Source organism: Kitasatospora sp. NBC_01539 (genome assembly GCF_045040525.1).
Classification (GTDB): Bacteria; Actinomycetota; Actinomycetes; order Streptomycetales; family Streptomycetaceae; genus Kitasatospora.
In genome coordinates this window covers 8,408,550-8,421,774 of record NZ_CP109390.1, presented here as the reverse complement: position 1 = coordinate 8,421,774, position 13,225 = coordinate 8,408,550, and the positions used below count along the sequence as shown (strand labels likewise).

Below are 13,225 nucleotides of genomic sequence, written 5' to 3'. Positions count from 1 at the left end.
TGGGCCCGGCCGGGCGGTGGCACCGGGGACCCGTCAGGCGTCGGTGCGGACCAGGCGCCAGGCGGCACCGGCCAGCGCCAGCGCCGTCCAGCCGACGAGGACCGCCAGGCCGGCCGCCGGCGTCAGGGTGCCCGCCGAGTGGTGCAGGGCGAACGCCGCCTGGCCCGCGGCGCTGGGCAGGTACGGGCTGATGTCGTCCTGCCAGGAGCTCGGCAGCAGGCCGATCAGGCCGGGGATCAGCATCAGCACGGCGACCAGCACCGAGATGCCGCCCGCCACCGACCGCAGCAGCGCGCCGAGGGCGGCGCCGATCACGCCTACCAGGCCGAGGTAGAGCCCGGCGCCGAGCAGGCTGCGGACGACGCCCGGGTCGGAGATCGTCAGCGCGGCGGGTGTGCCGGAGACGATTCCGCTGCCGACGAGGAAGGCGGCGAACGCGCCGACCGTCCCGGTCAGCAGGGCGACCACGCCGTAGACGGCGGCCTTCGACCAGAGCACCGGCAGGCGGCGCGGCACCGCCGCCAGGGTGGAGCGGATCATGCCGGTCGAGTACTCGCCGGCCGTCACCAGCACGCCGAGGACACCGAGGGCCAGCTGCCCGAAGTTCGTGCCGAACAGCGACAGCTGCACGGCGGTGGCGTCGGCGAAGTCCCGGTCGAGGCGCTCGCCAGAGGTGATCCGCGACTTGTAGTGCGCGGAGGCGATGATGCCGAACGCCACCACGAACAGCAGGGCCAGGCCCAGCGTGATCCAGGTGGAGCGCAGCGACCACAGCTTCGCCCACTCGGCGCGCAGCACACGCCGGCCGGTGACCCGGTAGACGGGCCGGGGGCCGGCCGCCGCCGCGTGGTCGGCGGTGTGGATCGGGGCAATCGTGCTCATGCCGCCCTCCCGGGGGTGTCGACGCCGGTGGTGCCGTGGTACTCGACGGCATCCCTGGTCAGCTCCATGAACGCCTCCTCCAGGGACACCGCCCGGGCCGTCAGTTCGAACAGGGCGATGCCGTGCGCGGCTGCCGCCAGCCCGATCTCACGGGCGGACAGCCCCGCCACCTCCAACTCCTCCGACCCGGCCCGGCCGGTGATCTCCACGCCGGGCGCGGACAGCACCTCCCGCAGACGCGCCGGGTCGGCGCTCGCCACCCTCACCGTGTCGCCGCCCGCCCGGCGGACGAGCTCGGAGACCGTGGTGTCGGCCAGCAGACGGCCGCGGCCCACGACGATCAGGTGGTCGGCGACCAGGGCCACCTCGCTCATCAGGTGCGAGGAGACGAAGACCGTACGGCCCTCGGCCGCGAGCGTGGTGAGCAGGTTGCGGATCCACAGGACGCCCTCGGGGTCGAGGCCGTTGACGGGCTCGTCGAGCATCACCGTGGCCGGGTCGCCCAGCAGCGCCGCCGCGATGCCGAGCCGCTGCCCCATGCCGAGCGAGAACGCCCCGGCGCGCTTCTTCGCGACGCTCTGCAGACCCGTCAGCCCGATCACCTCGTCGACCCGGCGGCGCGGGATCCCGTGCGTGTGGGCCTGCGCCATCAGGTGGTCGAAGGCCGACCGGCCGGGGTGGATCGACCGTGCCTCCAGCAGTGCGCCCACCTCCTGCAGCGGGGAGGTGTGCTCGGCGTACCGCCGCCCGTTGACGGTGACCGATCCGGCGGTCGGGGCGTCCAGGCCGACGATCATCCGCATCGTGGTGGACTTCCCCGCGCCGTTCGGCCCGAGGAAGCCGGTCACCGAACCCGGCCGGACGGTGAAGTCCAGACCGTCGACGGCCGTCTTCTCGCCGTACCGCTTCGTCAGCTGCTGCGCCTCGATCATCGGTGCTCCCTCGCGCTCGCCACCCGGCGCTCCGGCCGGCCCACCGCCCACGCTAGGGCCGGTACCGGCCGCACACCGCGGTACCGGGGGTGCGACCCACGCCGATCGGGTGGTACCGCGGTACCACGCCGCCCCGGACGGTCCACCGCGGAGCCGCGTCGAGGGCCACCGCCAGCTCCGTTGTCAGCGCCGTTGTCAGGGCCGCCGTCGGGATCGCGGTCACGGTTCGAAGCGGTAGCCCATGCCGGCCTCGGTGAGGAAGTGGCGGGGGTGCGAGGGGTCGTCCTCCAGCTTGCGGCGCAGCTGGGCCATGTAGACGCGCAGGTAGTTGGTCTCGGTGCGGTAGGCGGGCCCCCAGACCTCGTGGAGCAGCTGCTTCTGCCCGACGAGGCGTCCGGCGTTGCGGACGAGGACCTCCAGCAGGTGCCACTCGGTGGGGGTGAGCCGGACGTCGGCGCCCCGGCGGTGGACCTTCTTCGCGGCCAGGTCGACGGTGAACGACGCGGTGGTGAGCACGGCCTCGACCGCGTCCGCGGGCAGCGGTTCGGCGCGGCGGACGGCGGCGCGCAGGCGGGCGAGGAGCTCGTCCATGCCGAACGGCTTGGTGACGTAGTCGTCGGCCCCGGCGTCGAGGGCTTCGACCTTCTCGCCGGACGCGTGCCGGGCGGAGAGCACGATGATCGGCACCCGGGTCCAGCCGCGCAGGCCGCGGATGACGTCGGTGCCGTCCATGTCGGGCAGGCCGAGGTCGAGGACGACGACGTCGGGCGGGTGCGCGGCTGCCGCGGCGAGCGCCCCGGCACCGTCGTGGGCCGCGTCCACCTCGTACTTGCGCGCCTTGAGGTTGATCACCAGGGCGCGGACGAGCTGGGGTTCGTCGTCGACCACGAGGACGCGGGTCACGAGGGGAGACCGCCTTTCTGCCGGTGCGGTGCGGGGCCGGGTCCTTCGGAGCCGGGCCGCGCGGAGTCGGCCGGTGAGGAGTCGGCCGGGATCAGGGGGAGGGTCACCACCATGGTGAGGCCGCCGCCGGGGGTGTCCTCGGCGGTGAGTTCACCGCCCATCGCCTCGGTGAAGCCGCGTGCGACGGCCAGCCCGAGGCCGACGCCGTTGCCGCGGGGCGCGTCGCCGTGGCGCTGGAACGGCTGGAAGATCCGTTCCCTGGCATCCTCCGGGACGCCGGGGCCGCGGTCGACCACCCGCAGTTCGAGGCGCCCGGCGCCGGGCAGGTCGAGCACCTCGGCGCGGACGGTGACGGGGACGCCGGGCGGGGTGTACTTGACGGCGTTCTCGACCAGGTTGGCGACGACGCGCTCCAGCAGGCCCGCGTCGGCGGGGACGAGCGGCAGGTCCTCCGGCACGTCCAGGCGCACGGTGTCGGCGGGGACGGCGGCGAGCGCGAGCGGCACGACCTCGTCGAGGTCGATGTCGCGGGTGAGCGCGGTGACGCTGCCGGTCTGCAGCCTGCTCATGTCGAGCAGGTTGTTGACGAGGTGGTTGAGCCGGTCGGCGCCGTCCTCGATGCCGGCGAGGAGTTCGGCCTCGTCCTCGGGGGCCCACGCGACCTCGTCGGAGCGCAGCGAACTGACGGCGGCCTTGATGGCGGCCAGCGGGGTGCGCAGGTCGTGGGAGACGGCGGCGAGCAGGGCGGTGCGGATGCGGTTGGCGTCGGCGAGGCGGCGGGAGGCCGCGGCCTCCTCGGTGAGACGGCGGTGCTCCAGGCGGGCGGCGGCCTGGGCGGCGAAGGCCGCGAGGATCCGGCGGTCCTCGGCGGGCAGCACCCGGCCGGTGAGGACGAGGGAGAAGCGCTCCCCCGCGGGCACGTCGACCGCGGCCTCCTCGGGGGATGCCGCCGGGTGCGGCCCGGCTGCGGCGAGGCAGTGCCAGGAGCCGTGGTCTCCGGTGTGTTCGAGCAGCGCGGCGGACTCCGCCTGGAAGGTGTCGCGCACCCGGGCGAGCAGTGCCGCGACGGTGTCCTTGTCCGGCTCGGCCCCGCCGGCGAGGAAGGCGAGCACCTCGGCCTCGGCCCGGCTGCGGGCGGCGAGCTGGGCCCGGCGGGCCGCGAGGTCGACGACGGAGGCGACCGAGATGCCGACACCGACGAAGACCGCCAGCCCCAGGATGTTCTCCGGGTCGGAGATGGTGAAGGTGTGGGTGGGCGGGGCGAAGTAGTAGTTGAGCAGCAGGGAGGCGGCCAGCGCGGAGGCGATCGCCGGGAAGACCCCGCCGAGCAGGGCGGCGCCGACCGTCAGGCTGAGGAAGAGCAGCATGGCGGTGGGCAGCCCGAGACCGGCGCCGGTGCCGACCAGCAGCAGGGTGAGCAGCACCGCGCCGCCGCAGCCGAGCAGCCAGCCCGCCAGGGTGCGCACCCGGCCCAGCCGGACGGGCAGCCTCCCGGGCAGGGCGGGCCGGCCCGCGGCGGCGTGCTCGTGGGTGACGACGTGCACGTCGATGTCGCCGCACTCGCGGGCGACCGTGGCGCCGACCCCGGGGTCGAGGAGGTAGCGCCAGGCCTTGCGGCGGCTGGTGCCGAGGACGATCTGCGTCGCGTCGGCCCCGCGGGCGAAGTCGAGGATCGCGGTGGGCACGGTGTCGCCGAGCACCGGGTGGTAGGTGCCGCCGAGGTCCTCCACGAGCCTGCGCTGCTCGGTGAGTTCGGGCAGGGGGGCGGCGGGCGCGGCGTCGGGGCGGACGACGTGGACGGCCAGCAGTTCGCCGCCGGCCCCGCGGGCGGCGATCCTGGCCGCGCGCCGGATGAGCGTGCGGCCCTCGGGCCCGCCGGTGAGGCCCACGACGATGCGCTCCCGGGTGGGCCAGGTGGCGTGGATGGCGTGCTCGGTGCGGTAGTGCCTGAGGTACTCCTCGGCACGGTCGGCCGTCCAGAGGAGGGCGAGCTCGCGCAGCGCGGCGAGGTTGCCGGGGCGGAAGTAGTGGGAGAGGGCGGCGTCGACGCGGTCGGGCGGGTAGACGTTGCCGTGGGCGAGGCGGCGGCGCAGGGCCTCCGGTGTCATGTCGACGAGTTCGACCTGGTGGGCCCGGCGCACCACCTCGTCGGGCACGGTCTCCCGCTGCCGCACACCCGTGATGGTCTCGACGACGTCGCCGAGCGACTCCAGGTGCTGGATGTTGACGGTGGAGAGCACGTCGATGCCGGCGGCGAGCAGTTCCTCGACGTCCTCCCAGCGCTTGGCGTTCCTCGAACCCGGCACGTTGGTGTGGGCGAGCTCGTCGACGAGGGCCAGGGCTGGGCGCCGGGCGAGCACGGCGTCGACGTCCATCTCGGTGAAGGTCGCGCCGCGGTGCTCCAGCCGCCTGCGCGGCACCGTCTCCAGGCCGTCGAGCAGTCCGGCGGTGCGCGGCCTGCCGTGGTCCTCCACCAGGGCGACGACGACGTCGGTGCCGCGCTCCGCCCGCCGGTGGGCCTCGCCGAGCATGGCGTACGTCTTGCCGACCCCGGGCGCCGCACCGAGGTGGATCCGCAGCCTGCCGCGCCCCATGTGCACCAGTCTCGATAGAGCCGTCGCGCCCGACCCGGTCGGACACGTGTTCACCGGGTACGAGCGTAGGTGCACGGACGGCCGCAACGCCCCTTCCGCCCCACTTGCGGCTTTCGTCCTAGCGTCTTCTTGACGCTGCGCGGCACGCCCCGGGCCGCCGCGTCCGGCCCGGCGGGGTGCGTCAGTGGGCGCGGACCTGGACGACGGCGTGGCGGCCGACGGTGCGCCACGCCTCCCCGTCGGCGTCCAGGCGGGCCACCACCGCCGCGTCCAGGCCGACGGCGACGTCCGACTTGAGCGTGCGCAGCGCGGCGACCGGGGACGGGAAGCCGGCGGCCGCGTCGGCGAAAGCCGTGGTCGGCGGCCACGACCGGTCGCCGACCAGGCGCCGGTAGTTGAGGTCGCCCTTGACGATCGTCATCGCCGCGCCGGAGAGGTCCGCCCGCAGGTCGTCCGGCATCGCGTCGAACGGCAGCGGCGCGCAGAGGAACGGGTGGGTGCGGACCTCCAGCAGGCCGTCCGTCATCGCCTGCCACAGCCGTGCGCCGACGGCCTTCGCCTCCGCGCCCGGGGCGCTGCGCAGCCGTCCGAGCGCCGCCACCACGTCGGCGGTGGTCGCGTCGGAGACGAAGTAGGGCTGCGGCTTCACGAGGAGGACCACCCCGGAGGCCCACCCGGCGCCCAGGAGGTGGTCGATCAGCGCCAGGTCGGGCAGCAGCTCCGGACCGGCGTTGTCGGCGAGCAGGCAGACGCGCCCGCCGTCGGCCCGCCGCAGGGCGGACCAGAGCAACGGCCCGTCGTCGGCGAGCATCCCGCCGGCGGCCCCGGACGGCCCCGCGGTGATGCGGAAGCTCAGGTCGGCACGGTTCCCCCAGAGCGCCGAGGCGAGGAGGGTCTCCGCGCGGGCCTCGTCGGGCAGCGCCGACAGGTCGTCCAGCGCGGCGAGTTCCCCGTCGACGGCCGCGCCGGCCAGCTCCGCGTCCTTGAACGGCGCGAACGGGTCGACGCCCTGCCACGTACCCGGACGGAAGTAGCCGGTGGCGTCGAGCAGCCGGCGGTAGAACCAGCTCTCCGCCCACAGGAACGGCGCCTCGCCCCACGGCCGGCCCCACAGTCCGCTCCCCCACGCCAGCCACTCCGCGTGGTCGTGCAGGTCGGCCGCCGGCGGTTCCAGGACGCCCTCCGTGCTCTCCGCGAGCAGCCGCTCCACCGCCGCCCGCTCGGCGGGGCCGTACGGCAGCGCGTCGAGCACCTGCCGGACGAGCACCGGATGGCGCTCGTGGAACACGCCCCAGGCGAAGGAGCCCGTCACGTCGGCCCGGATCACGGGTGCGGTCGGCATGGGACGCGTCCTCCTTCGTGGGCGGCCGCAGCCGCGGCCGCGGGCCGTACGGCACGGCTGCTCCGACCCTAGGGCCTGACCGTCGCCGCCGGGATTCGCCGTGCGCTGGGGTGCGCCGGGGTGCGGACCCGCATGTCCGCCGAATCGGTGTGCGAAACGGGGTTTGGTGGTGGGCCGGGCCGGTCAGGCGCGGGGAGGGGGTGCCCGCAGAACCGGACGAAGGGAAGCGGCGACGTGAAGACGAGTGTGAACGGCGGTCGGCCCGCGACGGCGGCCCGACCGAACGGCACGGTCGGCGGCACCGGACCGAGTGCCACCACCGGTGCCGGCCCGGCCACCGGCGCATCCCGGCCGGTGAACGAGCTGGTGCACGAGGCGACCGAGCTGGCCTCCCGGCTGGTGCGGCAGGAGGTGCAGCTCGCCAAGGCGGAACTCACCGAGAAGGGCAAGCGGGCCGGCCTCGGCGGCGGGCTCTTCAGCGGCGCAGGGCTGCTCGCGATCATCGGCCTCCAGGCCTTCGTCGCGGCCGCCATCGCCGGCCTGGCCCTGGTCATGCCGCTGTGGGCGGCCGCCCTGGTCGCGGGCGGTGCCCTGATGCTGATCGCCGCCGTCCTCGCCCTGGTCGGCCGGGGACAGCTGAGAAAGGCGGGTTCCCCCGTTCCCGAGCAGGCGATCGCGACCACCAGGACCGACATCGACGTGATCAAGGAGCGTGCACACCGATGACCTCCAAGCACAACACCGGCGGGGCCGCCCCCACCGCGGCGGAGCTCACCTCGCAGATCGCGGACACCCGCGACAGGCTCGCCGACACCGTCGAGCAGCTCGCGGCCAAGGCCGACGTCGGCGCCCGGGTGCGCGACGCCGCCGACCACGCCAAGGAACGCGTCAGCCGCACGGCCGACCAGGCCAAGGAGCGGTTCGGCCGCACCGCCGACCACGCCAAGGAGCGGGTCGGCCACACGGCCGACCACGCGAAAGAACGCGTCAGCCACACGGCCGACCAGGCCAAGGAACGCGTCGGCCGCACCACCGACCAGGCCAAGGAACGCGTCAGCCACACGGCCGACCACGCCCGGCACGTCGTCGAGGACCGGGTCGGCGGCGCCGCGCACAGCGTGCGTGCCGGCGGATCCCGGGTGAAGGAGCACGCCGCCGGCTTCGCCGACACGGCCGGTGCCGCCGTCGGGGAGCACTCGGAGGGCTCGGCCCGCGAGATGGCTCTGGAGGTCGCCCGGTACGGCGGGCCGGTGCTCGCCGCGGTCGGCGGCGTCATGCTCGGCACCGCCGTCGTGCTGGCCCTGACCCGCCACCGGAGGTGACCGGCCGGCTCTCCCCCGCGGGACCCGCCGCGCTCACGTGCCCCGACAGCGCGTCCCCGCCGAAATCCGGGTGACGAACGTCCTGCCGACGGCGACGATGCCTGGTGGCCGACCGGACGAGTCGGCCACCGGGCGGCACGGGACGGCCTGACGCCGCACCCGACGGGTGATGCAGCCGGGTACCACAACAAACTTCGCCACCAACCACGTCGGAGGACGCGGGGCGGGTTTCGCTACAGTCCGTGCCATGAGCGATCACGTGCACGCACCGTTCGGCGGTTTCCCGTCCGTCCACCTGGCGCTGGAGGTCTGCGACCTGCTCGCACCCCCGGTGGCGGACGCCCTCAAGAACTGGGACGACCGCGCGGCGGCGGAGTCCGTGCTGTACGTCGACACCGATCCCGACAAGGCCGACACGGCGGTGTTCTGCGAGACCTACGGCGTGCAGCCGGAGGTGTCGGCGAACTGCGTGGTCGTGGCCGCCAAGCGCGGGGGCGAGGTGACCCTCGCCGCGGGCCTCGTGCTGGCGCACACCCGGCTGGACGTCAACCGGGCGGTGCGTACGCACCTGGGCGCGCGCAAGGCGTCGTTCGCGCCGATGGACACCGCTGTCGAGGAGACCGCCATGGAGTACGGCGGCATCACCCCCGTCGGCCTCCCGGCCGCCTGGCCGCTGCTGGTCGACGCGGCGGTGGCCGCGGCCCCGCACGTGCTGGTCGGCAGCGGACGGCGGCGCGGCAAGCTCATCCTCCCCGGCTGGGCGGTGGCCGCCCTCCCGCGCGCCGAGGTCATCCCGGGTCTGGCCGGCTGACCCGCCCGCTGGCGGGCCCCGCCGGGGTCAGCCGGCCGGGAGGACGGCAACCGAGGCCGATTCCGTGCGCAGCCGCACCTGGTGGGCGGCGCCGGGACGATCGGGCAGGGCGATCCTGACGTCCGCGGAGACCGCGTCGGAGGTGAAGGCGTAGGCGTCGTCGGCGGCCGCGGCGGGCAGGCGCAGGGCCACGGAGGCGGACACCGATTCGAGGGAGAGCGCCCGGGGCGGGGTGGTGAAGGCGAGGTCCGCGCTGCCGGAGCGGACGGCGACGGCAGCCCGCTCCGGGTGCAGGCCGACGGCGGTGAAGCGGACGGACGCGAGGGAGAGGTCGAGGTCGCCGTCGAGTCCGGACAGCGAGATCTCCCCGGAGGACTGGCGGACCGTCAGCGGGGTGCCGGCCGGCAGCGACAGCTGCAGCAGGCCGTGGCAGGGGCCGAGCGGGACGCCGTCGTCGGTGGCGCACCGCACCGGGAGGACGCCGTCCGACAGGGCGGGGCCGAACTCGACGTGCCCGAAGGTGTCCCGGCCCTCCGGCACGTACGTGGCGGTGGCCTCGGTGCCGGGGCCTGCGGCGATCTCCAGGCGGCCCGACACGCCGTCCAGGAGGATCGGCCCGGGGTGTGCCCCGGAGACGGCGGGCGGCGGCCCGGCCGGCCCGTCGGGGTTGCCGGCCCCGGCCCGGTGGGCGCGGGAGTCGGGCCGGGTCAGCAGCACGGCGGCGGACGCGGCGACCGCCAGGCAGACCACGGCGACGGCGGCCCGCCACCACGGCCCGCGGCCACCGGGGCGGCGCGGGCCCGTGGCGGGCTGCGGCGGACGGACGGGCTGGGGCGGCCAGGTCGGCTGCGGCGGCCGGGACGGCGGGGCGGGTACGGTCATGTCCGTCGTCTGCCCCGTCTGTCTCCCGGCACACGGCCGCCACTGACGCCCGGTCAGTCCCTAGGTGTGTCGGGGGCCGGGACGACGCCGCGGGTGCCGCGCCGCAGCACCAGGCGCAGGGCGTGGACGGGCTCGGCGGCCTGCCGGTCCCACCGCACGTCGAGGACGGTGTACGCGGGGTCGTCGGCGAGCCAGTCCGAGGCCGCGCGGAAGACCGCCGCCGGGTCGTTGCCCGCGAGCACCAGCGTGCCGGGTTCCTCCACGGCCACCCAGAGGTCGATGTGGTGGTTGACGAAGGCGCTCGTGCGGGCCCGCAGGTCGTCGGCCAGCGTGGCGGATGCCTGATCGGTCGTCATCGTTCCTCCTCGTTCGTGCGTGCAGCGTTCGTGCGTGCAGCGTGATCGTCCGACACATGCCCAGCGCGGGCGCCGTCATGCGGGCCTGCGGGCGGCCTGACGCCCGGTCACGCATCCGGCCCAGCCCGGGAACCGGCCCGGGCGTCACCTGCTGGTAGAATGACGGTGTCGGCCTTCGGCGCGCCATCAGCGCCCGGAGGCTTTTTTCATGCCCTCCCAGCCCGTACACCCTCCGGTCCCGTCCGCCTCCGCGCCCGTCGCCACACCACCCCCCGCCACGCCACTTCCCGCCACGCCGTCTCCTGGCACGCCCGCATCCGCGTCGGGCCGTCCGGCGGCCCCCGGCTACCGCGCCCTGCTCCGCAACGGCGAGTTCGCCGGCCTGTACGCGGGCTTCGCCCTCACCGTCGTTGCGAGCACCCTGTCGGGCTTCGCGCTCGGCACCCTGGTCGACGACCGCACCGGCTCCGCCTTCCTGACGGCCGTCAGCATGTACGGCGGCTCGTTCGCCATGGTGCTCGGCGCGCTGACGGTGATGTCGGTGGCGGACGGACGCCGTCCGCGCCGGACCCTCGTCGCGCTCCAGTGCCTGGCGTTCGCGGGCGCCGCCGTGCAGGCGGTGCCCGGGCTGCCGTTGGCCGCCCGGTTCGCCCTGCTGCTGGTGCCGGGCTTCTTCCAGTCGCTGGCGACCGGCACGCGGATGGGGCTGCTCGCCGAGGTCGTGCCGGACGCCACCCATGCGATGGCCCGTTCCCTGATGAACATCACGGCCGGCGGCACCGCCGTCCTCGGCTACGCGGTGGGCGCGGTGCTGCTGCACCGCCTGGGCCCGCACGGGGTCTTCCTCGTCGCCGCCGCCGCGGCGGGGCTCGGCGCGTCCGTGGTGGCGGCGACCGTCCGGGAGCACTCGATCCGCCTCACCCGCCGCCCGGGCCTGCGGCGGACGTGGACGGTGAACCGTGCCCTGCTCGCCGACCCGGGCCGCCGGGTCCTGCTGCTGAACCTCTGGGTGCCCAACGGCCTGGTCGTCGGCTGCGAGGCGCTGTTCGTGCCGTACGCGCCCGACCGTGCCGGGGTCCTGCTGGCCGCGTCGGCGGCCGGCATGCTCCTCGGCGACCTGGTGGTCGGGCGGCTGCTGACCGCGGAGCGGCGGCGCCGGTCGGCGTTCGCCCTGAGGCTGCTGCTCGCCGCTCCGTTCCTGCTGTTCGTGCTCCGGCCGCCGTTGCCGGTCGCGGTGGCCGCGGTGTTCCTCGCCGGGGCCGGGTTCGCCGCCACCCTGCCGCTCCAGGAGCGGCTGCTCGCACTGACGCCCGCCCCGGTGCGTGGTCAGGTCCAGGGTGTGGAGTCGGCCGGCCGGCTGACCTGGCAGGGCGTCGGGGCGGCGGTGGCCGGCGGCCTGGCGCAGTGTCTGACGCCCGGCACCGCGATCACGCTCGCCGCGGCGGCCTCGGTGACCGTCACCGTCGCCTCCCGGCGGGCCGTGCTCCGCGCCGGCGCGCAGGCCGGTACCGATGCCGACGGCTCCGGGACGGCGGGTGCGAGCGTCACCCGTCCGTGAGGGGAGCCGGGCCGTGGGGTGCCCCCCGGCCGCCGGAGGAAGACACGACGGCCGGGCGGGACCCCTGGCAGGGACGGGCCGCACCGGCCGGTGGGGGGATACCGTCGGGGCGGCCTCGGCCCCTGCCTGACGGTCCGTCTCACCCGCCCCGGCGGCGGCAAACCCCGGCGACCGGAAAAAGTCGACGCGGGCCTACCGCAGGACCGCATGGTGCGGAACCCCGGTGATGCGGGCCCGCGGGCGGTCGACGGGAACGGGCGGTCAGCGGGAGGCGCCGTCGGGGGAGGCGCCGTCGAGGAGACCGGTCAGGTCGGCGAAGGCCGTGCGGACCGCCTCCGGATTCTCGATCCAGGGGAAGTGGCCGGCGCCGTCGATCGTGCGCCGCAGGACGTGGGGCCCGCCGAACGCGGCGTCGTCCTGCCAGAGGCCCTGGTCGACGACGTGGTCCTCGGCACCGCTCACGATCAGTGTCGGCAGCGCGCCGTCCTGCGGCGTCCACCGGGCCCGGTACGTGTCGTCGAAGTGGGCGTCCGCCCAGGCCACCGCGGCGTGGCAGTAGGCGAGGCCCTCCAGCACGGCGCGTCCCGCGGTCAGCCCCTCGGGCGTGAAGTTCCAGGCCGCGGCGGCCACGGTCAGCGCGCGCAGGGTCTCGTCGCCGGGGTGCCGGGCGTACTCCCCCGCCGCCGTGTCCAGGCCGGGGAGCGGACTGGCCTCGGCCCACCGGGCGAAGGCCGGCCGCCAGCCCGCGTGCGGGGCGCTGCCGACCAGGACCGCACCGGCGAGCCGCCCTTGCAGCTCGGGGACGGAGAGCATGAACATCCCGCCGGTGGAGTGGCCGACCATGACCACCTCGTCCAGTGCCTCGGCCGCCTCCGCGAGCACCTCCGGCCACCGCTCGTAGGGGCGGTCGGGAACCTGCGGCACGCCGCGGTTGGAACCGTCCCCCGGCAGGTCGACCAGCCACACCGTGCCCGGCACGTCAGCCGCCCGCGCCAGGCCCAGCACGGACTCGGACCCCAGTCCGGGACCACCCGGGACGAACAGCCAGTTCCATCGCCCCGCGCGCCGCGACACCGGGCGCAGCCTGACCCCTGACCGCGTCCAGCGATCCTGTTCCCGCGCTCCCACGCCGTCCGCCTCTCCTCGTCCGCCGCCGCCCCGCGGAGGGCGGCGACGGCCCCGGACCTCCCGGATGCCGGGAGTCCGGCCCGGTCCGGTCAGGCCGCGTGCCGGGAGTCCGGCCCGGTCAGGCCGCGCCGGCCGCCCCGCGCCGCTGCCGCTTGCCGAGGGGTGCCTGCGAGAGGTCCTCGGCCTGCGAGCGGAGGTTCTTGAAGCCGTACCCGCGACCGGTCAGCCACGCCTCGGCGGCGGACTCGGCCCGGGCGGCGGCCGTCAGGAGGTCCTCGTCCGTCTCCCCGGTGTCGGCGAAGCGGAAGGTGAACGCGGTGCGGGCGGCGATGTCGTAGCTGAGGTGCCCCTCGGCGGTGAACGCGGCGCGCAGCACGTCGTGCGCGTCGGCGTCGGCGAGGAGGGCGGCGCGCTGCTCCGCGGTGAGGCCGTCGAAGACGCCGCGGACGGTGATCCGGAAGGTGCGGGTGCTCATCCGCCCGACTGTAGGCGGCCGTGCCGTCCGTACGCACGGC

At 75.7% G+C, this 13,225-nt stretch carries 13 protein-coding genes; 4 read left to right on the top strand and 9 right to left on the bottom strand.

All coding sequences use genetic code 11. From position 1 onward, the window contains the following. Positions 1–33: 33 nt before the first annotated feature. From OG335_RS36455 to OG335_RS36435, 5 genes are all read right to left on the bottom strand, one after another. Positions 34–882: an ABC transporter permease gene (locus OG335_RS36455; protein ID WP_405009596.1), complete on the bottom strand. Its 849-nt coding sequence runs from the start codon at positions 880–882 to the stop codon at positions 34–36. Further along, complete coding sequence (locus OG335_RS36450) at positions 879–1,814, bottom strand: ATP-binding cassette domain-containing protein (protein ID WP_405009597.1); 936 nt, start codon at positions 1,812–1,814, stop codon at positions 879–881. Before OG335_RS36450 ends, OG335_RS36455 begins: the two co-directional genes overlap by 4 nt. 219 nt (positions 1,815–2,033) lie before the next feature. Then, positions 2,034–2,717, bottom strand: a complete 684-nt coding sequence (locus tag OG335_RS36445; RefSeq protein ID WP_405009598.1) for a response regulator — start codon at positions 2,715–2,717, stop codon at positions 2,034–2,036. Beyond that, positions 2,714–5,311, bottom strand: a complete 2,598-nt coding sequence (locus OG335_RS36440) for an ATP-binding protein (protein ID WP_405009599.1) — start codon at positions 5,309–5,311, stop codon at positions 2,714–2,716. The genes OG335_RS36445 and OG335_RS36440 overlap by 4 nt, the downstream gene beginning before the upstream one ends. A 181-nt stretch (positions 5,312–5,492) precedes the next feature. Next, on the bottom strand, positions 5,493–6,653 hold the full coding sequence (locus OG335_RS36435) for a damage-control phosphatase ARMT1 family protein (protein WP_405009600.1): 1,161 nt from the start codon (positions 6,651–6,653) through the stop codon (positions 5,493–5,495). A gap of 234 nt (positions 6,654–6,887) precedes the next feature. On the opposite strand from OG335_RS36435, the gene OG335_RS36430 reads away from it, so the two are divergent. The 3 genes from OG335_RS36430 to OG335_RS36420 all read left to right on the top strand — a co-directional run bounded on the left by OG335_RS36430 (position 6,888) and on the right by OG335_RS36420 (position 8,786). Continuing rightward, positions 6,888–7,379 (top strand): phage holin family protein, encoded by a 492-nt coding sequence (locus OG335_RS36430; RefSeq protein WP_405009601.1) that lies wholly within the window; start codon positions 6,888–6,890, stop codon positions 7,377–7,379. Next, positions 7,376–7,975, top strand: coding sequence for a DUF3618 domain-containing protein (locus OG335_RS36425; RefSeq protein ID WP_405009602.1), 600 nt, complete (start codon positions 7,376–7,378; stop codon positions 7,973–7,975). The genes OG335_RS36430 and OG335_RS36425 overlap by 4 nt, the downstream gene beginning before the upstream one ends. Before the next feature lie 247 nt (positions 7,976–8,222). Then, positions 8,223–8,786: a YbaK/EbsC family protein gene (locus OG335_RS36420; protein ID WP_405009603.1), complete on the top strand. Its 564-nt coding sequence runs from the start codon at positions 8,223–8,225 to the stop codon at positions 8,784–8,786. Between the two features lie 27 nt (positions 8,787–8,813). Here OG335_RS36420 and OG335_RS36415 read toward each other — a convergent pair whose 3' ends face one another. Together OG335_RS36415 and OG335_RS36410 are read right to left on the bottom strand one after the other, a co-directional pair. Continuing rightward, positions 8,814–9,668: a hypothetical protein gene (locus tag OG335_RS36415; protein ID WP_405009604.1), complete on the bottom strand. Its 855-nt coding sequence runs from the start codon at positions 9,666–9,668 to the stop codon at positions 8,814–8,816. A 53-nt stretch (positions 9,669–9,721) separates the two neighbouring features. Further along, on the bottom strand, positions 9,722–10,024 hold the full coding sequence (locus tag OG335_RS36410) for a hypothetical protein (protein WP_405009605.1): 303 nt from the start codon (positions 10,022–10,024) through the stop codon (positions 9,722–9,724). Positions 10,025–10,232: 208 nt separating this feature from the next. Between OG335_RS36410 and OG335_RS36405 the strand changes: the two genes are divergently transcribed. Beyond that, positions 10,233–11,582 carry an MFS transporter gene (locus OG335_RS36405; protein WP_405009606.1) on the top strand — a complete coding sequence of 450 codons (1,350 nt, stop codon included), beginning with the start codon at positions 10,233–10,235 and terminating at the stop codon, positions 11,580–11,582. A 261-nt stretch (positions 11,583–11,843) separates the two neighbouring features. On the opposite strand, the gene OG335_RS36400 is transcribed toward OG335_RS36405, so the two are convergent. Together OG335_RS36400 and OG335_RS36395 are read right to left on the bottom strand one after the other, a co-directional pair. Continuing rightward, complete coding sequence (locus OG335_RS36400) at positions 11,844–12,656, bottom strand: alpha/beta fold hydrolase (RefSeq protein WP_405009607.1); 813 nt, start codon at positions 12,654–12,656, stop codon at positions 11,844–11,846. 172 nt (positions 12,657–12,828) lie between these two features. Then, positions 12,829–13,185, bottom strand: coding sequence for a DUF6204 family protein (locus OG335_RS36395; protein ID WP_405009608.1), 357 nt, complete (start codon positions 13,183–13,185; stop codon positions 12,829–12,831). Between the last annotated feature and the right edge of the window lie 40 nt (positions 13,186–13,225).